This is a genomic window from Streptomyces sp. NPDC048275, assembly GCF_040652275.1.
Classification (GTDB): domain Bacteria; phylum Actinomycetota; class Actinomycetes; order Streptomycetales; family Streptomycetaceae; genus Streptomyces.
Map to the genome: position 1 here is coordinate 81,215 of NZ_JBEZLR010000027.1, position 20,399 is coordinate 101,613.

The window sequence follows — 20,399 nt, forward strand, 5'->3', positions numbered from 1 at the left end:
TTGGCTACCGCGGCATCCTTCCGCAGCCGTTACCCTTCAGCACGTGAACAGCGATGCCTCGCTACGGCAGCTCATTCTCAAGGTCCACAGCAGATGCGACCTCGCCTGCGATCACTGTTATGTGTACGAGCACGCCGATCAGAGCTGGAAAGGGCGACCGACCTTCATTTCCGGGGAAACGCTCGGAATGGCCGCCCATCGATTCGCCGCGTATGCGGAAGCGCATGAACTCCCGACGGTTTCCGTGATCCTTCTCGGCGGTGAGCCCCTTCTCGTGGGTCCCACCCGCATGAGAAGTATCTGTGCGGAACTCACCCGCGCTCTTTCCCCGGTCACCGCTCTCGATCTCCGCATTCACACCAACGGCGTGCGATTGAACACCCGCCATCTCGACGTGTTCAGGGAATTCGACGTCAAGGTCAGCGTCTCGCTCGACGGTGACCGCGCCGCCAACGACCGGCACCGGCTCGACCGCGGACGCCGCAGCAGTTACGACCGGGTGCTCCGGGCGATCGACCTGCTGCGCACCCCCGAGTACCAGCACCTCTACAGCGGCCTGCTGTGCACCGTGGACATCGCCAACGATCCCGTAGCCGTGCACGACGCCCTCGCGGCGCTCGAACCGCCCCGGATCGACTACTTGCTTCCGCACTCCACCTGGGACACCCCACCGCCCAGACCACCGAACGCACCGACCGCGTACGCCGACTGGCTGCTCAGGATCTTCGACCACTGGGACCGGCAGGGGCGCACGGTGCCGGTGCGGACCTTCGAGTCCGTGCTCAGCACCCTGCGCGGTGGACCGAGCTCGACGGAGTCTCTGGGGCTCGCGCCGAGCGACCTCGCGGTGGTGGAGACCGACGGCAGCTTCGAGCAGGCGGACTCGCTGAAGGTGGCCTACGAGGGGGCCCCGGCGACCGGGTACGACGTCTTCCGGCACAGCTTCGAGGAGTTCGCGCGGCACCCCGGCGTACGCGCCCGCCAGCTCGGCATCGACGGCGTCAGCGACACCTGCCGCCGCTGCCCGGTGGTCGCGTCGTGCGGCGGAGGGCTGTACGCGCACCGGTACAGCGGTGAACGCGGCTTCGACAACCCCTCCGTCTTCTGCGCCGACCTGCGCGCCTTCGTCGACGGCGTCGCCGAGCGGATCACGGAACACGCCCTCAGTCCGGCTGTGTTCAGCGCGGAGGAACTCCGTTTCGCGCAGGTCGAGTCGGACCGTCACACGCTGTCCCTCATCGCGGCCCGGCACACCGGAGAACCGGACTGGGACGAGGTGTGGCAGGCGCTCCTGGACCTCGACGGCGCTCAGGGCACCGCGCCCTACCTCGACGTGATCCTCACCCATCCCTATCTGCACACCGCCCTGAAGCACTTCCTGCACGGCCGGGCCACCACGCCCGCGTACCTGGCGGCGGCGGTCGTCGCCGTGGCGGTCCGCGCGCGTGCCGCCGTGCGGCTCAGCTGGGACCAGTCCGCCCCGGAGCTGCACCTCCCGACCCTGGGCACCCTGACACTGCCGGGGCCCGGCCGCGTCGAGGCCAGTGTGACGGCGGGCCGCGCACGGGTACGCACCGAGGGCGGTGAGGTGTACACCCCTGAGGACGGCCCCGCCGCATGGCGCCCGCTGAGGAGGGTGGACCTCGCGACCGGCGCGCCCCTGGTCGTCGACGACGCCGATCCGCTGCGGGACTGCTACCCCGCGCCCGTCACCCCTCCCCTGGACCCCACCGACCTGGCCCGTTTCTCCGAACGGCTGCGGACGGCGTACGAGATGCCGACCGAGCGCGCGCCCCACGGGGGGCTCCGTGTCGACGCCCCCCTCCCCACCACGATCACCCCGCTCGCGCCGGGCACGGGAGTGCGGCTCGGCGCGCACGGTCTCGGCGCGCTGGGCGTGGCCGTGGACATCGAGTCCGAGGAGTTCATCCGCGAACTGCCGCGCGCCGCACGCCTCGCCCGGCTCACCGCACTGCGGGAAGCGGCCGATCTGAACGTGCCGGGCAACCGGGCCGGACAGCTCCTCGACGAGGCGAGCGCGGAGCTCGGCAACGCCTCCTCCTGGGCCGGCGCCCCGGACGCGCGTGCCCGGGCCCTGGAACGGGCGGGCCGCGCCCTGGCGGAGCTGGCCGCCGCACCGGAGCACGAACTGACCAGGACCGGCGCGGTGCTGGCCGAGCAACTGCGGGCCGAGTGGAAGCGGCACCATGGCTGATCGCGTCCGCCTGGCGGATCTGTTCTTGAATCCTCCCCCAGCTGAAGCAGGGGGATTCCTGGCTCACGCTGCCTGCGGGTCAGCGACCCAACAGGTCTTCCACGATCAACACCAGCCGGGTTGAAACCAGCCCGGTTTGATAGGGCAAAGCTTGGAGGTGCATGTGCTGTCTTGGCTCTCGATCAGCACGGTGTACGCGCTTGGTTCTCGCAACGCACGGCGCCCAGCCTACCCGATCAGGTGGACGGTGTTTCGCCCTGGACAGGATGTCGCGCCGGACGACGGGAACTTCGCGGCGATCGGGGCCCGGTTTCCGCGTGATCTCGTGGCGGAGCGGGAAGTGGCAGGGAAAGCCGTCCTGCTGTTCGGAATGCGGGAGGCGGTCGACTGGGCAGCCGGGGAGATGTCCAGATATCGCCGTTGATTGACGTGAAACAAGCCACCCGTGGGGGTCGGCGGTCGGGAACATGGTTGGTTCCCGCCGGACGACGACGTCCGCGCGGGCGGGGTGAGGGTTCATCCACGGGCAGGGGGACATGTGGACATGCCCGATCGGGTCTCGGACAACCGGCCGTACTTCTACCTGAGCCATCCGCACACGCCGGGCCGGGGTCCGGGCGGTGGGGACCCCGATCACTGGGTGCGCGCGTTCTTCACGGATCTGTGCGACCACGTCATGGCGCTCACGGATCTTCCGGCCGGCGCCCCCGCGGGTTTCATGGACCGGGAGACCCGGCCGGGCGAGGGCTGGCCCAGGAAACTCCGCGAGAATCTCGCGACCTGCCGGGTGTTCGTACCGCTGTTCTCACCTCGCTACTTCACGAGCGAGAGCTGCGGGCGGGAGTGGTTCGCGTTCAACGAGCGCAGGGCGTGGGCACGGGCCACCGCCGGTTCCGGGGCCGTCCCCGTCCTGTGGACGCGCATCGAACACGACCAACTCCCCGACTTCTTACGGCACATCCGCATCGACCACGCCGCCTTCGGGCACCGCTACGCGGACGACGGGATCTACGGACTGATCAAACTGGCCCGGCTGCGGGACGAGTACGAGGAAGCCGTACTGGGCCTGGCCCGGCGGATCGTGCGGGTCGCGCACGACTCGCCGCTGCCACCCGGCCGTCTCCCCTCGTACGAGGGCACACGGAATCTGTTCGAGCCGCGCGACACGGGTCCGCGGCACATCGACACGGGTCCGCGGCACATCGACACGGGTCCGCGGCACATCGACACGGGTCGGCGGCGCATCCATCTGACCGTGGCGGCCCCCACCCGGCACAGCATCCCCAAGCACCGTGACGACAGCCCGTACGGCGAGGACGCCCGGGACTGGAACCCGTACCACTCGGAGTCGACCCGCCCACTGCCCGCGCTCGCCGAGGAGCTGATCGGCTCCCTCGACTACCTGATCACGGTGTCCGACTTCGACGACGACACCGGCGCGGAACCGCTGCCGGACGGCCCCGGCCATCTGCCGCCGAGCCGCCCCCGCATCCTCCTGATCGACCGCTGGGCACTCGCCGACGCGGAACGGCAGTGCAGGCTCAAGGCGTTCGACGCGAGCGCCGACCCCTGGGTCAGCGCGATCGTCCCCTGGAACCGGGGCGACAGCCAGTGTCACGGCGACGAGGGCCGACGGCTCGCGGAAGAGCTGGAGCGCACCCTGCCGCTGATCCTGGACCGGGGCCGGCGCACCGACTGCCGGGCCGCGGTCGACGGCGTACCCACCCTGAAGGCATTCACGGACGTACTCCCGGCCGTCGTCGCCCACACGACCCGGCAATACCTCAGGCACGCCGAGGTCCATCCACCCCTGGGCCCGCCGGTTCGCAGGCCCCGTCTGACGGGCCCCACCCATCTGCCGTACCGCGAAGGCGGACCCGACCTCGGAGGAGAAGCATGACCGCCGCGCAGGACGGACGCATCATCACCTTCTACTCGTACAAGGGCGGCACCGGCCGGACCATGGCGCTGGCCAACACGGCGTGGATACTCGCCGCCAACGGCAAGAGCGTCCTGGCGGTCGACTGGGACCTGGAGGCTCCGGGGCTGCACCGCTTCTTCCACCCCTTCCTCGACCCCAACGCGCTCGCCGCCACCACCGGCGTCATCGACCTGATCAACGAGTACGCCTGGGCCGCGACGACCGCGACCACCGCGGCCCAGCGCTCCGGCGCCTGGCACCTCGACTACGCGCGCGTCGAGCGGCACGCCCTGTCGCTGACACCCGAACGCCTGGGACTGCGTTTCGCGGACGGCGGTTCGCTCGACTTCCTCTCCGCGGGCCGCCAGGACCGTTCGTACTCCGCGACCGTGTCGTCCTTCGAGTGGGACAACTTCTACGAGCGGCTGGGCGGCGGCCTCTTCCTCGACGCGCTGCGCGACGACATGAAGGCCTCGTACGACTACGTCCTGATCGACAGCCGCACCGGCCTGTCCGACAACGCCGACATCTGCACCATCCAGATGCCCGACGTGGTCGTGGACTGCTTCACCCTGAGCGACCAGGCCATGAACGGCGCCGCGGCCGTGGCCCGGAGCATCGAGGACGGATACCGCAAGCGCAGGATCCGCGTACTGCCCGTGCCGATGCGCATCGACGAGGGCGAGAAGGAGAAGGCCGACGCCGGACGGGCACTGGCCCGGCTGCAGTTCGACGGACTGCCCAAGGGCCGCGACGGCGAGGAACTCGGCCCCGAGGAAATGGCGGCGTACTGGGGCGCCGTCGAGATCCCGTACCGGCCGTACTACGCGTACGAGGAGACACTCGCCACCGTCGGCGACGAGACCGGGATCCCCAACTCCCTGCTGTCCGCCTTCGAGCGGCTCGCCTCGGTGGTCTCGGACGGCGAGGTCAACACGCTGCCGACGGTGCCGGAGCCGGTGCGGTTGCGCTGCCGCGACGCGTTCGTGCGGCGGCGGCCGACGACGACCGCGCCCCGTGTCGTCATCGCCTACGCGGCGGAGAACCGCATGTGGGCCGACTGGATCAGGTCGCTGCTCAAGCGCGTCGGCTGCGACGTCACACCGCACGACATCTCCGCCGGTCCTGTCGAACACTCGGACGCCGGAGCGAGGACCCTCGTCCTGTTGTCGAACGGCTTTCGCAAGTCCCGGTACGCCGACGCCGCCTGGCGCGCCCTCACCGACTCCGACCGGGACGCCCCGCACGGCACCGTGATCCCGCTGCGGGTCGAGGAGGTGCGGTTGTCGAAGACCTACCTGGAGCACAACCCGGTCGACCTGCATCGGCTGGGCGAGGAGAGTTGTGTCGGGGCGCTGCTGAGGGCCTTGGAACTGCCGGTCCGGCCCGTCGACAGCGACCCCTCGAGTACGCGTTTTCCCGGCAGCACCCCGGCTATCTGGAACGCGCCCCAGCGCAACTACGGCTTCACCGGGCGGGGCGTCGTCCTGGACCAGGTCCGCGAGCAGCTCGGCAGCGGCATCTCCGTGGTGCTGCCGCAGTCCCAGGCACTGTTCGGGCTCGGCGGTGTCGGCAAGACACAGGTGGCGCTGGAGTACGTGCACCGGTTCATGGCCGACTACGACCTCGTGTGGTGGATCTCCGCCGAGGACACCGCCAACGTCGTCGCCTCGCTCGCGGAACTCGGCGCCCGCATCGGCGCACCGGGCGGCGAGGACATGACGGTGGTCAGCCAGGAGGCCGTGCGGATGCTGGCGAGCAGCGTGCCGACCAACCGCTGGCTGCTCGTCTTCGACAACGCCGACGACCCGGCGCAGCTCCTCCCCCACTTCCCCGCCGGAGGCGGCGGCCACATCCTCGTCACCTCGCGCAACCAGGCGTGGGCGCAGGAGGTAGAGGCCCTGCCCATCGATGTGTTCCGGCGCGAGGAGAGCGTGGATCACCTCACCCGGCGGGCCCCTGGGCTCAGCGGCGCGGAGGCCGACCAGGTGGCGATCGCGGTGGGCGACCTGCCGCTGGCGGTGGAGCAGGCGGCGGCCTGGCTCGCCGAGACGGCCACTCCGGTCGAGGTCTATCTGCGGCAGCTGGACGACCAGACCACCGCGGTACTGGGCATCAACCAGCCCGTCGGCTACCCGGCGCCGGTGGCCGCGACCTGGAACGTCTCCATCGACCGGCTGCGGGAACGCTCCCCAGCTGCCGTGCGGCTGCTTCAGCTGTGCGCGTTCCTCGGACCCGAGCCGATCTCCACGCAGCTGCTCTACAGCAAGGAGATGATCGACGCCCTGAAGCCGTACGACCCCGCCCTCCAGGAGCGGCTGGTCCTCGGCCGGGTCATCCAGGAGATCGGCCGGTTCGCGCTCGCCAAGGTCGACCAGGCCAGCAGCAGCATCCAGGTCCACCGCCTGGTGCAGGCGGTGATCCGCTCGCAGCTCTCCGAGGAGGAGCAGCAGCAGTCCCGGCACGTCGTGCACAGGGTGCTCGCGGGTTTCCGTCCCGACGCCGACGAACCCATCGACGACCTCGGGACCTGGTCACGGTTCGATGTCATCTGGCCCCACCTGGCCGCCTCCGACGCCCGCGACTGCGCCGAGCCCGAGACCCGCCGACTGCTCATCGACCGCGTCCGCTATCTATGGAAACGTGGCGACTTCAGCGGCGCCCAGCAGCTCGCCGAAGACCTTCTCGAGCAATGGGGGCCGCTCCTCGGCGAGGACAATGTGCAGTACCTGTATCTGCACTTCAACCTCGCCAATGTGCTGCGCTCCCTGGGGCGCCACGTCGAGGCCCGCGCGATCGACACCGCGGTGCTCGAACGGCAGCACGAGGTGCTCGGGCCTTCGCATCCCCACACATACCTCACCACGTCCAGCCTCGCCAGCGATCTCACGGCGCTCGGCGAGTACCGGTCCGCGGTCGAACTGGCCCGCGAGGCGCACGAGGGTTTCCGCGACATCTTCCACGAGTCGCACCCGCGCACCCTCAGCGCGGCCAACAACCTCGCGCTCGCGCTCAGCATGGTGGGCCGCTACCACGAGGCCCGCGAAATCGACCAGGACACACTCGACCGGCGCACGGAGATCCTGGGCCCCGACCATCCGTACACCCTGAGCTCGGCCGCGCGCCTCGGCATCGACCTTCGCGACGTCGGCCGGTACGCGGAGTCCGTCTCCCTGCTCTCGCGCACCTACGACGCCCACAAGCAGGTCCTGGGCAGGACCTTCCCGGGCACGCTGAGCTGTGCCAAGTCCCTCGCCGTGGCGCTGCGCCGGGAGGGCCAGTTCGAGGACGCCCGCCGGCTGACGACCGCGACCCGGGCACGGTACCGGGCCCAGTACAAGTCTTCGACGCCGGACTCCCTCGCCTGCGATCTGAACATGGCTGCCGACCTGTTCGCCGCCGACGAGCGGGAGGCCGCCCGCGATGTGGCCCAGGAGGCGCTGGTCGAGTACATGCTGGTTCCCGGCGAGTCCCACCCGTACACCCAGGCCGCGCTCAACAACCTCGGGATCTACCACTGGGGATGCGGGGACCTCAAGGCGGCGGAGACGGTGTTCCTCAAGGTTCTGCGCCGGATGGCGGAGATCCTCGGCGAGCAGCACCCGTACACCCTTTTCACTCGCGTCAACTACGCCAATGTCCTCGCCGACCAGGGACGTCTCGCCGAGAGCCTGAAGCTGGAGGAGAAGACCGCGGCCACGCTTCGCGCGGTCCTCAGCTCACATCACCCGGACACCTTGGCCCTGGCCAGCAACCACGCCCTCACCCTGCGCGCGTTGGGCCGCGACGACGAGGCCGGGCGGATCCGCGACGAGGCGCTGACGGACCTGCGCACCCTGCTCGGTGACGAGAACGGCCTCACCCGGCTCGCGATGGACGAGCGGCGCATCTACCGGGACTTGGAGCCGCTGACGGTGTGACCGCCGCTAGGCCCTGCGCGTTCACCGCGGCACCGGCCAGGCGGGCGACTCCGCGAGAAGCCAGTTCAGTACCTTCGGCAGCACGGGCAGCGCCCCGAAATGGGCCGCGGTGGGTTCGACGGCGACCGTCGCCCGGGGGATGCGCTCGGCGAGCCAGGAGGCGTGGGACGCCGGCGAGAAGGCGTCCATCGCCCCGTGCCACAACAGCACCGGCACCCGGATCTCCGCCAGGTCGAATCCCCAGTGGCCGGTCAGCGCCAGTACGTCGTCTATCCAGCCGTACGGTGAAGTCCGTAACGCCTCTTGGTAGTTGCGCAGCAGCATGGAGCGGATTCCGGTGTCCGAGACGATCTGCCGGTCGTCGTCGGTGAGATCGCAGCGCAGCTCGTCGAGCAGCCGGGCCGGGTTCCTGCGGATGGCGGCCGAGCGGGGAATCAGCCCGGCCTCGAACCGTTCGGGATCGGTGAACGCGGTCCGGAACTCACTGATATTGGACTGCGCCATCCCCGCGAACCAGTCCAGGCCTTCCGCGTCCCGCGGCGCGAGCCCGACCAGCGCCGCCGCCCGTGTGACGCGCTCCGGCAGCAGCGCGGCGCAGGCCAGTGCGTGCGGTCCACCGCCGGAGCGGCCCACCACCGCGAACCGTTCCACCCCGAAGGCGTCGGCGACGGCGGCCACGTCCTGCACGACGTCGACGACCCGGCGGCCGGGCCGGCGGTCGGACCCCCCGTACCCGGGGCGGTCGTAGCTGATGAGCCGGGTGCCGCGCTGGTACAGGAACATGGGCCGCGGTCTGGGTCCGATCCGGCTGCCGGGCGTGCCGTGCAGCAGGAACACCGGGCGTCCGGACGGATCGCCCGAGACGTCGACCCGCAGGAGCCGCCCGTCCGCCGTCCGCACCTGGTCAGACACCGCGCTCGCCCCTCCCTCCGTCCGGCGGACCGGGACAACGCGACAACGCTGCCCGAACCCTGCCCACGAGCCCTCCCCACGAAACGATCAAGCAGGTCAACTGGGCCCCGCCTCAGGCTACTTGACGGTGTGCCCACGGCCTCCGTGGCGTCACGCTCCTTCTGTACATATGACCGATTTTCCTACGCGAGGACAACGGCACGGAGTGGACGGGGCCGGAACCGGGTGGTGCCACGGGCCTAGGCCCCGTCGTCACATTCCCGTCTGCCTCGCGACGCCATGCACGCTCCCCCAAGCTCTTCGAGCAGGGACCCCCACCCGCCGCACCTACGGCAGACATCAGCCGCTCCGCGGCCCGCCCTCCAGGCGGACTACGGGAATGTGACGACAGGACCTAGGCCGACCGGACCGGCGGGCGTGGTGTCACGGTCACCTCCGGGATGGTGCCGCCGCAGCGCAGTACGACGTCGAGCACACGGAGGAATTCCTCGACGTCGAGCAGGGCACCGGACAGATACCCGCGCTGCCTCCACACCGGCATGACCTCACCCGCGTACGCCCTGTCCCAGCCTTTGGTGAACTCGGTCCCCGCGTCCCCCTCACCGCCGGCGCAGTCGCCGACCACGAACCGGGTGAACCCCACGGTGGGGTGCTCGACACGGAACGCCTCGACGAGCTTCTCGAGGGCGGCCTTGCTCACGTGGTAGGCCGCGAACCCCGGCCAGGAGGGCGTGAGCGACCCGCCGATCGAGGAGAGATAGGCGGCGACGCCGCCCGATGCCGACAGGTACGGGAGCGCGGCGCCCGTGACCAGCGCCGCGCCGATCACATTGGTGTCCATGGCCCGGCGCCAGATGTCGGCGTCGAGTTTCTCGATCGGCGCGAGGGGACCTGTGCCGGTCGCGTAGACCAGCGCGTCCACCCCGCCCATCCCGGCGGCGGCCTCCTCCACCGCTGCCCGGCACGACGACTCGTCGGTCACGTCGCAGGCGATGGCGAGCGCGTCCGCGCCCGCCTCCTTCGCCGCGTCGACCAGCCGGTCGTGCCGACGTGCCAGCAGGGCGACTCGGTCACCACGGCGCCCCAGGTCGACCCCGATGCACCGGCCCAGACCACTCGACGCGCCGACCACCACAGCCCTCATAGTCAGAACCCCATTCTCGCCATACGACAATCCCCTTCCGCCGCTTATATCACGACTCGGGACCGATGGGCAGACCCCGCGCGAGGTACGTCGCCGACGAACCCGAAGGAAAGGAAAAGGAGCTCCACGAGAGAACGCGATCGAAAATATGAACCTCGGACGCCAGTTCCCCAATAGGAACTAGAAATCGAATGGACAGAGGGCCGAGCCATTCTCTTTATTTCGGCACCCTATTGGCCCCACCGGTGACAGAATCCCTGCGAATGGATTCAACGTCCTTTTTCAGCACGGGGGGAGAGAGGACATGAGAGCTTTGCGCCCGGGCACGGATCCGAGGCGGCTGGGGCCCTACAGGCTCCTGGCGATCCTGGGCACCGGTGGCATGGCGACGGTGTACCTGGCGAATGCCCGCAGGAGGGGATCGGCGGAAGCCGAACTCGCGGTCGTGAAGACAATTCGCGACGACCTCAGCACCGACTCCTACGCGCTGCGCCTGTTCCGCCGCGAGGTGGAGGCCCTGAAGCAGATGGACGCCTACGGCACCCTGCGACTGCTGAAGTACGACTTGGGCGGTGGCAAGCCATGGTTCGCCACCGAGTACGTCCCCGGTCTGGACCTGCGCTCCCTGGTCAATGAGCACGGACCGCTGCGCACCGCGACGGTTCTGCGTTTCGCCGCCGAACTGGCCACGATCCTGGTCCGGCTGAAGACCCATAAAATGGTCCACCGCGACCTCAAGCCGTCCAACATCCTGATTCTCAGCGCGGCGGACGGCTCGCTCCGACTCATCGACTTCGGCATCGTGCGCAGGCTCGACCAGACCCGCACCTGGCCGGCCGTCCGCGTCGGCACGGACGGCTTCATGGCACCGGAACAGTTGTACGGAGACGCGGATCACCCCAGCGACATGTTCGCCCTCGGGCTCACCTTGGTCTACGCGGCACGTGGCACGGAAGTCATGCGCCGGGACCTCTCCGAAGCGGCGGCCGGACGAAAAGCCCGCTTTCCCGCGGACACATTCTCCGGACTCGATCCCCTTCTCATAGATGTGGTGCAGGACTGCACCCGCCCAGAACCCACGGACCGAATAACGGCGGACGATCTGCTGCGCAAGCTCGCCATCAAGAACATCCACCCCGTCACCCCGGCAGCCAAGGAAACATGGCTGCCGGACACAGCCCGGTCGTACGTGCTGAACCACGCGGCCCGGACGGACGCTCTGGTACCGCAGCAGAAACCCACCGGCGCGCCACCGACACTGCGGGACTCCGTGGCAACCGAGCCCCGGCTCCGCTGGAGCCACCATCTGGGCGGGCGAGGCTACTTCGCCTCACCCGTGGCCACGCCGGGCGGCATCGCGGTCTGCTCGCTGGACGGATCGGCGCGGATGCTGGCGGCAGCCGACGGCAAGACCCTCTGGCAGTCCGACCTCGGCACCAGGATCGAATGCGCCCCGGCCGTGGGAGACGGCCTGCTGTTCGTCTCCTGCTCGGATCGGACCCTGCGGGCCCTCAACCTGGCGGACGGCTCCGAACAGTGGCGCTACGCGGCAGGAGACAGCGCCGTCTTCACCCCCGCCGTCGCCGGAAACCGCGTCCTCGCAGGCGCACGCGACGGCTCGGTGCACTGCCTCGCGACGCATACCGGTGCGCGGCAGTGGGTGAGCAGGCCGAGGGACGGCACGGTCTTCGACCGGCCGGTGGTCGACGCGGAAACCGTCTACGTCTCCGCCTGGGAAGGCACGCTGCACGCGCTGGCCCTGTGCGACGGATCCGATACGGGCCCACTCCCCCGGCTCCAGGGCATGGCCGGCGAGCCGGCGCTCAGCGGCGGAGTGCTGTACGTAGGCATCCGCACCGGCACCCTGTGCGCGATCGACGCCCGCACCGGGAACGAGCGGTGGCGGAACGTGGGCGGCCCGTCCGCCTGCGTCGGCCCGGCGGTCGCCGACGCCGTCGTCTGTGTCGGCGGAGGTGACCGGTCGGTGCGTGCCTACGACACCAGCACCGGCACCGAACGGTGGAAGGCCGACGTCACCGGTCGGCTGCGAGCCGCCCCCGTGGCCGACGCGGGCACGCTCTACGTCGGCGCCGGCAACGAGCTGACGGCGTTCTCCGCCACGGACGGAACCGTGCGCTGGAGACACCGCACGCACGGGGCGATCCACGCACCGCCGGTGATCGCGGACGGGCAGGCCTATGTGGGCAGTTGGAGTTGCCGGGTGGAGGCCTTGGTCCTCCCCCCGACCGGCTGATCCACCCTCGGGCCCACAGGGGGCTCCTGAAGAGCCAGGGGCCCAGGGGGCTGACAGCCGTACGACCAGAGCAGGGGGGCAGCGTGGTCCGCGACTCACGGCAGGCGACGGGCGATTTCGTCGGCGGGTTCCAACTGGTGCGCCGGCTCGGCGTCGGTGTACTCGGGCACACCTACATCGGGGTCGGGGCGGATGGACAGCGAGCGGCAGTCAAGGTACTCCACAGCGGTTGGGGACCTGCCCTCGAGGTGGGCAAGCTGATGCAATGCGCCGTAGACGCCTTTCGGGACATCCGACTCGATGCCACCTCTCATCGGCGATCGCCGCAGGCCACGTGTCTGGGGCCCTTCGACGGCGGCCACGACAGGGAGGCCGATTGCGCGTGGGTGGCGACCAAGCTGCTGCTGCCCGACACGGAGGAAGGGGCCTACGCCCAGCCTGCCATCGGCCTGGATACCGCCGTGCGCAGTGCCGGGGTGTTCCAGGGCGGTGCGGCGCTCTCGCTGTTGTCCCAGCTGAGTGAGCTCGCGCGTCATCTGCACACGCGCGGCCTGTCCCTGTCCGGACTCAAGCCGTCCAACGTCTTCCTCACGGCCTCCGGGGTCGTCGTCGTGGACGTGCATCTCGCCCAAGTGCTGCGAGCACTCCTCCATACAGCGCCGTCCGGGAGCAGACAGCAGGGGGCGAGCTCACGCCTCCCGGTCATCTGGGCGGACGTGTCCTGTCTGCCGCCGGAATTGCGCAGGGCCCACATCGATCGAGCGCTGGTCGCGTCCAGCAGCGTGTACGCCGCGGGGGCGGTCACCCTGTACGCCTGCACGGGCGTCCCTGTGTATCCCGTCGCCGATCTGGTGGACGCGTTGATGCAGCACAAGTCGGCCCGCGCCAGGTCCGACCAGGCCCTGCGCCACTGGGCGTCCACCGACGCCGTGGTGCGAGGCATGACCGTGCTGCGACTTGTCCAACGATGTCTGCGGCGACGGCCCGGATCGCGGCCGGGGCCCGGTCGGCTGGGAAAGCTCGCCGGACGGCGCGGCCTGTGGAGGCGGCGCGCCCACGCCTGTCAGCACGGCTGGGACTCCTGTGTCACGCAGGCGCTCGAAAAGGGGCGAGCGGTGCGCTCGGTGCTCGTACTGGATCCTGGCCAGGTACGCCGGGCACTCGTCGCGGGGACGGCGGCGTCCTCCGCGTTGTCGGCACAGGACGAGCCGACGGCGCCGGAGGGAGAACCTCTTGTGACGCCCTGGGAGCCGCCGCCGATCGACGCGGGCACCGTGCGCGAGGAGCCCGAGGCGGCACCCGGCTCGGACCTCCCGGCCGGCCCGTCGTCACTGTCCTCCCCCTCACAGCACGGGAGTCCCACTCTGTGGCTGGGGAAGACCGGCCCGACCAGCGGGAGGGGCGAGGAGGAATCTCCGGGCGGCCGCACCGCACGATCCTCCATCGGGTCCACACCGCTGAAGCGGCTGTGGACGTTCGATGCGAGCGGTCCGCTGCTGGCCGCCCCCCTCATTCACGAGAACCTCATCCTGATCGTCAGTGGGAACAGACTCCACGGCCTGTCGACGACCACCGGCACAGCCGGCTACACGTCCGCCCTCCCCGGCACCGCCGAGTCCACCCCCGTCATCCACCAGGACTTGCTGTGGTTCGCCCTCCGTGAGGGCCTCCTCGTCGGCATTCACCCGTACACAGGGCAGCAGCACGCCAGTTGTGACCTCGACGGTGACCCCGGATTCGGGGCGCCGATCGTCGTCGACGACCGCCTGTGGACCGGCACCGGCAACGGCACATTCCAGATCTACCAACCCCGAAACGGAACCGTCGAACGCCGTATCGACATCGGCGAGCCCCTCGTCTCGACCGCCGTGTGCACCGGTCGCACCCTCTGGGTGCCCACCGAGCGAAGCGGCCTGGTGGGCATGGACGTCGAAACGGGCGAGACGCAGTTCCCCGAGCACCCCTGGGACGCGGCAGGCTGCACTCCGGTCATCGTCCCCGGACACGGGGTGTGCGTCGGCGGCGCCGACGGCACGGTGCGCTGCCTCCAGCAAGGCTCCGATGAACCGGTGTGGCAGCGCGAGGTGTCGTCCTGCCCCATCACCGCGCCCCTCGTCCGCGACGACGACCTGCTCCTGGGCAGCGACCACGAGGGCACCGTGATCGCGCTCTCCGTAGCGGACGGAAGCGAACGCTGGCGAACACCGACGGACGGCGACGGAAGCCACGCCATGACGGTACGGGGCGGCATCGTCCACGCCGTCGGCGGCGCGGAGCACATGTGGCGGCTGAACCGGGACAACGGCCACACGCTCGACCGACTGGACGTGGGGGGCCACCAGTCGACCGGGCCCGTCACGGGCCACGGCCTCCTCTACGTCGCCCTGACCAAGGGCCTCCTGCACGCCTGGGGCCCGCCCGGATGACAACCCGGAAGTCACCTGCCGACCTGCGAGAGAAGTGGGACACCGACCATGTACGACGCCGAAATCAGCCGAGCCAACCCTGCCAGCATCGTCTTTCTCATCGATCAGTCCAGCTCGATGCGCGCGCCCATGCCCGACACCGTCAAGTCCAAGCAGCTCGTGGTAGCCGAAGCGATCAACCGCATGCTTCGCGAGCTGATCATCCGCTGTGGCCGCGGCATCGACGAGATCTGGGACTTCTTCCACGTCGCCGTCATCGGCTACGGAGCGACGGTCGGTCCGGTGCTGGGCGGACCGCTGGCCGGCCGCGATCTCGTCCCCACGAGCGCACTCGCCCAAGGCAGGCTTCGCAGCATGCAACTGCGCCGTACCGATCCGCTCCCGGACGGAACGACCACCACACACGTCGCCGAGGTGCCGATCTGGCTGGAGGCTGCCGCGGCCGGCGGGACGCCCATGTGCGAGGCGTTTCGCTACGCGCACCGGGTACTGGACCGCTGGGTGAGCGAATACCCCGGTAGTTTTCCGCCGATCGTCCTCAACCTGACGGACGGTGAGTCCACCGACGGCGACCCCGCCGGTCCCGCGCAGCAACTCCGTTCGCTCGGCACCAACGACGGCCGGGTCCTCCTGTTCAACCTGCACATCTCGTCCGAGTTCGCCGTCCCCACCAGCTACCCGAGCACCGACGCGGGGCTGCCGCCGATGGGCGCCAAGCTGTTCTCCATGTCGGACACCCTGCCGTCGGACATGCGGGACACCGCAGCCGACCTGGGGCTGCAGGTAGGACCCGGCGCCCGCGGTTTCGTCTTCAACGCGAGCATGTCGTCCGTCATGCTGTTCCTCAACGTGGGGACGCCATGATCATCCGTCAGCACCTGCGACAGGCACCCAAGTCCGGACTCGAAGCCATCGCGTCGGAGGACGCGGCCGGCCCCATCCCGTTTCGGCACGAGCAACACGGCAGCGAGGTTCGCCTCGCCGTGGCGGACGGCACCAGCGGTTCGGCCGTCAGCGGCTGGTGGGCACAGCACCTGGTGCGCGACCTCTGCGTGGCACCCGGACGCGCCTTTCAGGAGGCACAGGCGTTCGACCGCATCGCATCGCACGCCGCACTGCGCTGGCCGAGCCGCAAGCAGGCCCTGCTGAGAACCGTGAGCGCGTCCGATCCCAAAAGCTGGCTCGCTCGACACCGTATAGGCCAAGGACCGTCCGCGACCGTCCTCGCCCTTCGTCTGTGCGCCGACCCCCGCCAGCCCATGGCGGCGCTCGCCGGCATGACAACCCATGGCGCGTCATCAGGTACTTGGCAGGCAGTGGCGGTCGGCGACTCCTGCCTCTTCCAGGTACGCGACGGCAGCGCCCTGGCCGCCTTCCCCACTCAGGTGTCGCGTCGCAACCCGGCAGTCGTCACGGCGGCCCCCGGTAAGGCCGGAGCCACCAAGCCCGCGATGACGAGCAACGGTTCATGGATCCCCGGTGACGTCTTCTACCTCATGACCGACGCACTCGCCCGTTGGTGTGGACGCTGCCTGTCGGGCAGCCAACACCCTTGGTCGCAACTCGACAACCTCTGCGAGCAGCCGGCGTCCGTCTTCAACTCCTGGGTACACGCGCAGCGCGAGGCGCACCATCTGCAGGACGACGACATCACCGTACTGCGGGCGGAGTGCCTGTCATGCTGACGCCCGGCGGACAGCGGCCGACGCTGTCCGACTATCAGAACACCGTTGGCCAGCTGCACCGGTTCGCGCAAGACCCCCGGCTCACGCGTGCCACACCACGCAGGGGCGCGGACGGACAACCCGGTGCGAACGGAGGAAGCTTCGGCGCCGTCTACCGACTCGACGATCCGGACGACAACCGAAGCTGGGCCCTGAAATGCTTCCTGCGGGATGAGCCGGACCGCCGCCACCGCTACGAGCAGATCAGCGCCTGCCTTTCCTCCGTACGAGCCCCCTGGCACGCGGAAGTGCACTACCTGGAGCGGGGACTCTATGTGGGCGGTAACTGGTGGCCCGTCGTCCTCATGGAGTGGATCCCCGGTCAGCGCATCACAGGCTGGATAGACCGGCTGATCGACGAGAACCCCGCGGACCTCGCCTCCCAGTTCACCCGCGCAGCACGCAAGTTCGCCGCCGCCGTCTATCAGATGCACCGCTGCGGCATCAGTCACGGGGACCTCCAGAGCGGCAACGTACTCGTGCTGCCGAACGGAGCGATCCGCTTCGTGGATTACGACGCCATGACCGTGCCCACCTACTCATGCCTGCCACGCCGCGAGGACGGACACCCCGACTTCCGGCTGCCCCGCAGGGACGAATGGGGAGTGGACGACGGCACCAGCACCCACATCCGCGGTTCCGCGGTCCACATCAGCACGTTCATCACCGACAGCACGACCATGTCGGTCAACCTGCCACCGCAGGACGGAACTGCCGCGATGCACCGTGACCGCTTCCCCTCACAAGTGATCCACAGTGCCCTCGTGATGCTCAGCGAAGCCCCGGAGCTGTGGACAGAGCTGCACCGTCCGGGAGCGGACCACCTCCTGCTCTCGCGGCGCGACTTCCGCAATCCCGTCGCGTCGGAGCGCTGGGAGCGACTGCTGAAACATCCACGTCCTCGAGTGCGCGACACAGCCAACCGCCTGCACGGCATGCTCGGCTCGATGGCCGACGCCCTCCCGGATCGAGGTGGAAACACCCCAAGAGTTCGTGCGCGGGCTGGGATGGCGGCCCGAGCCAGCCCCGCGAGGCAGCCAACGGCCCGTTCCGGAACTCGACGACCTGGCAGCGGACCCACGTCGGCGCTCAGCCGTCCCCAGCCCTGAGCCGGTGGCACCGCCAGACGTACGGCCCAGGTTCCACCCCGCCCCGCTGGAACCCGAGCCCTCCCTCATCCGGCCGAGGCCCGAGCGGACGTACGAGCCCGCCCCGGCAACGACGGGCTCGTACGTGCACACGACCAGCCGCCCCGCGGCTCGCACCGGCGGGACCACAGGCAGCCCGCGTCGTTTGCGGATCCGCATACTCGCCGTCGTCCTCGCCATCGCCCTGGCATGCGGCGGGGTGGGACTGGCTCGGCCCGACTTCTGGCCGGCAGCGACGCGATGGGTCCAGCAACACCTGCTCGACGACCTCAGCGGCACCGGCAAAAGAGCGGTGGTCCAGCGTGACCGACCCGCGACTCGGGAAACCTGCCACACCACGCCAACGACGTTACGTGCGCGAAACCTTGACGATCTCCGTGTCGGATGCCACGATTCCGGCGCCGCAATGTTTACGTAAACATCGCCCCGGGTCCCAGCCTCGGTCAACGTTTCTCCCGAAGCATGTTTACGCAAACACCGCACTGCGGTCGGTGGAGCAGGGAGGAACGCAACGATGGTCACAGCGCCGCAGGCGAGGGCTCAGCGCGCCCGGAGGTCGGCACCGGTGCCGACCCCGGCACCGGTGCCGGCAAGAACAACCTCGCCTTGCTCACGCCTTCTTGCCCCGCCACCACCGACAAGACCCACGTCGGCGGCACCTGCCTGTGGGACGGTCTCGGTGCCTGGCAGGAGGCCGCCGCCCTCACGTAGGACCGTTCCTCTGGACTGAGCGGGAGTGAGTCCGCTCAGCCGCACGCCCCGAACGGTCTTGGGCGCACTGGTCCCCGGCGTACTCAACCCCGGGGCGGCGACACGCATCCTGTGTGTGGTCCGGGCCCGGGAGGCCAGTTCCCTGTGCGACCTGGCCATATGGGTACGGCCAGAGGCGACGGAGAGGCCCTGAACCATCACTCCGGTGGAGCAGGGGCCCCGCACGCTGGCGCCGTACCCGGCGTCCCAGATCGCACGATCACGTTAACCCGGACGGCCCAGGCCGCCGCAAGCCCGGAAGCCGACCATCACACGACCGAGTTAAACCGCCCTCGTACACGCTCCCCGGCAAGCAGTTGACGACCCCTCACGCCAAGCCCACCGGTGCACCCCACCACCGGCCATCACCGGGCCCCCGACGGCGAGCCGACACCAACCGTCAAGCCCGGCACACCTTCCGACGGCCACTCAGCCACGCGCGGGCTCCGCCATGCGCCGAGTCGTCATCTTCCGAAAGGGCACGCTGATGCGCAAAACCTCCGCCGGCACCCGCTTCACCCCCCGCCTGCGCGCCGCCGTCGTGGCGATCCTGATCGCGGGGACCAGCGGCACGACCCTCGCCGCCAGCCCCGCCTCCGCCGCGCCGAGCACCGACACGACCCAGTTCAAGGGCGTGAACTGGGCCGATCCCCGCGACAACTTCGCCGACGACCCCATCGTGCTGTCCGGTCTGTCGACCTCCGACAGCTACGCCCAGACCTACGCCAAGGCGAGCCGGATCATCTCGGCCTTCCGCGCGAACCTCGGCGCCAACACCGTACGGCTGCCCATCAACCCGTACACCGCCAACGGCTCCTACTGGAAGTCGTACCGCGGAGTCATCGACGCGGCGTCGGACAAGGGCTTCAAGGTCATCGTCTCCTACTGGGAGGGGACGGGTACCCGCAAGGACGGCTTCATCGACGACACCGCCACCTACTGGCCCATGTGGAACACCGTGGTCAAGGCGTACAAGAACGACAAGCACGTCTACTTCGAGCCGATGAACGAGCCCCACGGCTACACCGACACCGAGTGGGCCGACATCGCGGCGAAGTGGCTCGAGACCTACCCGTCGGTCCCCCGCAACCGGGTGTTCGTCAGCGGCGCCGGCTACAACGACCATGTCACCTCCGTCTGCGCCGACCCGCGCCTGAAGGGCACCTACCTGTCGCTGCACCACTACGGGTTCTGGAAGGAGTACGCGACCTACGACCAGTGGGTGGCCGACCTGAAGGTGCGCATCGGCGACTGCGCGAACCGGACCGTCGCGGACGAGTTCGGCGCCCCCATGACCACCGGCTTCGACTACAACAAGCCGGATGTCTCCAACAACTTCGTCAACTACGTCCAGGCCGTCACCGACACCTTCCGCGAGCTGAAGATGGGCTCCGTGTACTGGCCCGGCCTGCGCACCGACGACACCTACACACTGCAGACCCTGACCGGCGACCCCGCCCGCCCCTGGCTGGCCACCACCAACCAGTCCGGCGCCGACCGCCTCGCCTGGGCCTGGGGCCGCGGCAAGCCCGTCCAGCGCTGACCCGGTCTCCGGCGCGTGGAGGCTCCGCACGCACGCCGGCGCTGTGGGCCGATCCGCCGCAGGGGACCCTTTCTCAGAAACCGCCAACACTTCGGCCCGAAGTGTTGGCGGTTTCCGGCACCCGTGGGGTGGGGGAGACACCACCGACCGTCGGGCGCGGCTTTGCCCCGGAGTTCCGGGCCGGGGGGGCACCGCACGGCCTTCGGCACCGGTCCGGGAAGCCGTGCGGTACGGGCCGAGGGAGCCGGCTAAGAGGTGGCGTTCCAGGAGTGCGCGACGTCGACGATCAGGTGATCGCCCGACTGCGTCACCCGGAACGGCAGCCGCGCGCGCAGGCCGACCCCTAGTAGGACTCCGTTAGGTCTGTCTCGATCTTGGCGTGGTGGGTGTCCTGCTGGGTAGGGGCTGTTGGCAGGTGGTGCAGATACCGGTCCAGCACCTC

General features: G+C 69.7%; 13 protein-coding genes. 10 read left to right on the plus strand and 3 right to left on the minus strand.

Annotated elements, in window-relative coordinates; genetic code table 11:
- The first annotated feature begins 43 nt into the window (after positions 1 to 43).
- From fxsB to fxsT, 3 genes are all read left to right on the plus strand, one after another.
- Positions 44 to 2,215, plus strand: coding sequence for a radical SAM/SPASM protein FxsB, inactivated metallohydrolase extension form (gene fxsB / locus AB0D57_RS18520; RefSeq protein WP_362073343.1), 2,172 nt, complete (start codon positions 44 to 46; stop codon positions 2,213 to 2,215).
- A gap of 544 nt (positions 2,216 to 2,759) precedes the next feature.
- Positions 2,760 to 4,115 carry a TIR-like protein FxsC gene (locus tag AB0D57_RS18525; protein WP_362073346.1) on the plus strand — a complete coding sequence of 452 codons (1,356 nt, stop codon included), beginning with the start codon at positions 2,760 to 2,762 and terminating at the stop codon, positions 4,113 to 4,115.
- Entirely contained in the window at positions 4,112 to 8,056 is a 3,945-nt protein-coding gene (fxsT, locus tag AB0D57_RS18530) for an FxSxx-COOH system tetratricopeptide repeat protein (protein ID WP_362073349.1), read from the plus strand. The genes AB0D57_RS18525 and fxsT overlap by 4 nt, the downstream gene beginning before the upstream one ends.
- Before the next feature lie 21 nt (positions 8,057 to 8,077).
- Here the strand turns inward: fxsT and AB0D57_RS18535 are convergent, their stop codons facing one another.
- Positions 8,078 to 8,968, minus strand: a complete 891-nt coding sequence (locus tag AB0D57_RS18535) for an alpha/beta hydrolase (protein WP_362073352.1) — start codon at positions 8,966 to 8,968, stop codon at positions 8,078 to 8,080.
- A gap of 394 nt (positions 8,969 to 9,362) precedes the next feature.
- Positions 9,363 to 10,112 carry an SDR family NAD(P)-dependent oxidoreductase gene (locus tag AB0D57_RS18540; protein ID WP_362073355.1) on the minus strand — a complete coding sequence of 250 codons (750 nt, stop codon included), beginning with the start codon at positions 10,110 to 10,112 and terminating at the stop codon, positions 9,363 to 9,365.
- Positions 10,113 to 10,416: 304 nt separating this feature from the next.
- Here AB0D57_RS18540 and AB0D57_RS18545 point away from each other — a divergent pair, with 304 nt between their 5' ends.
- Positions 10,417 to 12,366, plus strand: a complete 1,950-nt coding sequence (locus tag AB0D57_RS18545; protein WP_362073358.1) for a serine/threonine-protein kinase — start codon at positions 10,417 to 10,419, stop codon at positions 12,364 to 12,366.
- 95 nt (positions 12,367 to 12,461) lie between these two features.
- Here AB0D57_RS18545 and AB0D57_RS18550 read toward each other — a convergent pair whose 3' ends face one another.
- Positions 12,462 to 12,590 (minus strand): hypothetical protein, encoded by a 129-nt coding sequence (locus AB0D57_RS18550; protein WP_362073361.1) that lies wholly within the window; start codon positions 12,588 to 12,590, stop codon positions 12,462 to 12,464.
- A gap of 162 nt (positions 12,591 to 12,752) precedes the next feature.
- Here AB0D57_RS18550 and AB0D57_RS18555 point away from each other — a divergent pair, with 162 nt between their 5' ends.
- From AB0D57_RS18555 to AB0D57_RS18580, 6 genes are all read left to right on the plus strand, one after another.
- On the plus strand, positions 12,753 to 14,792 hold the full coding sequence (locus AB0D57_RS18555; RefSeq protein WP_362073364.1) for a PQQ-binding-like beta-propeller repeat protein: 2,040 nt from the start codon (positions 12,753 to 12,755) through the stop codon (positions 14,790 to 14,792).
- Between the two features lie 48 nt (positions 14,793 to 14,840).
- Positions 14,841 to 15,656, plus strand: coding sequence for a VWA domain-containing protein (locus AB0D57_RS18560; protein WP_362073367.1), 816 nt, complete (start codon positions 14,841 to 14,843; stop codon positions 15,654 to 15,656).
- Complete coding sequence (locus AB0D57_RS18565; RefSeq protein ID WP_362073370.1) at positions 15,653 to 16,477, plus strand: hypothetical protein; 825 nt, start codon at positions 15,653 to 15,655, stop codon at positions 16,475 to 16,477. Before AB0D57_RS18560 ends, AB0D57_RS18565 begins: the two co-directional genes overlap by 4 nt.
- Positions 16,471 to 17,625, plus strand: coding sequence for a hypothetical protein (locus AB0D57_RS18570; protein ID WP_362073373.1), 1,155 nt, complete (start codon positions 16,471 to 16,473; stop codon positions 17,623 to 17,625). Before AB0D57_RS18565 ends, AB0D57_RS18570 begins: the two co-directional genes overlap by 7 nt.
- 501 nt (positions 17,626 to 18,126) lie before the next feature.
- Positions 18,127 to 18,375 (plus strand): hypothetical protein, encoded by a 249-nt coding sequence (locus AB0D57_RS18575; protein WP_362073377.1) that lies wholly within the window; start codon positions 18,127 to 18,129, stop codon positions 18,373 to 18,375.
- A 526-nt stretch (positions 18,376 to 18,901) separates the two neighbouring features.
- Complete coding sequence (locus AB0D57_RS18580) at positions 18,902 to 19,957, plus strand: cellulase family glycosylhydrolase (RefSeq protein WP_362073380.1); 1,056 nt, start codon at positions 18,902 to 18,904, stop codon at positions 19,955 to 19,957.
- The last annotated feature ends 442 nt before the right edge of the window (positions 19,958 to 20,399 follow it).

Coding starts and splice junctions, on each gene's coding strand:
- AB0D57_RS18525 (WP_362073346.1), top strand. CDS start 2,760: ATGCCCGATCGGGTCTCGGACAACCGGCCGTACTTCTACCTGAGCCAT.
- fxsT (WP_362073349.1), top strand. CDS start 4,112: ATGACCGCCGCGCAGGACGGACGCATCATCACCTTCTACTCGTACAAG.
- AB0D57_RS18540 (WP_362073355.1), bottom strand. CDS start 10,112: ATGAGGGCTGTGGTGGTCGGCGCGTCGAGTGGTCTGGGCCGGTGCATC.
- AB0D57_RS18545 (WP_362073358.1), top strand. CDS start 10,417: ATGAGAGCTTTGCGCCCGGGCACGGATCCGAGGCGGCTGGGGCCCTAC.
- AB0D57_RS18560 (WP_362073367.1), top strand. CDS start 14,841: ATGTACGACGCCGAAATCAGCCGAGCCAACCCTGCCAGCATCGTCTTT.
- AB0D57_RS18565 (WP_362073370.1), top strand. CDS start 15,653: ATGATCATCCGTCAGCACCTGCGACAGGCACCCAAGTCCGGACTCGAA.
- AB0D57_RS18570 (WP_362073373.1), top strand. CDS start 16,471: ATGCTGACGCCCGGCGGACAGCGGCCGACGCTGTCCGACTATCAGAAC.
- AB0D57_RS18575 (WP_362073377.1), top strand. CDS start 18,127: ATGTTTACGCAAACACCGCACTGCGGTCGGTGGAGCAGGGAGGAACGC.
- AB0D57_RS18580 (WP_362073380.1), top strand. CDS start 18,902: ATGCGCAAAACCTCCGCCGGCACCCGCTTCACCCCCCGCCTGCGCGCC.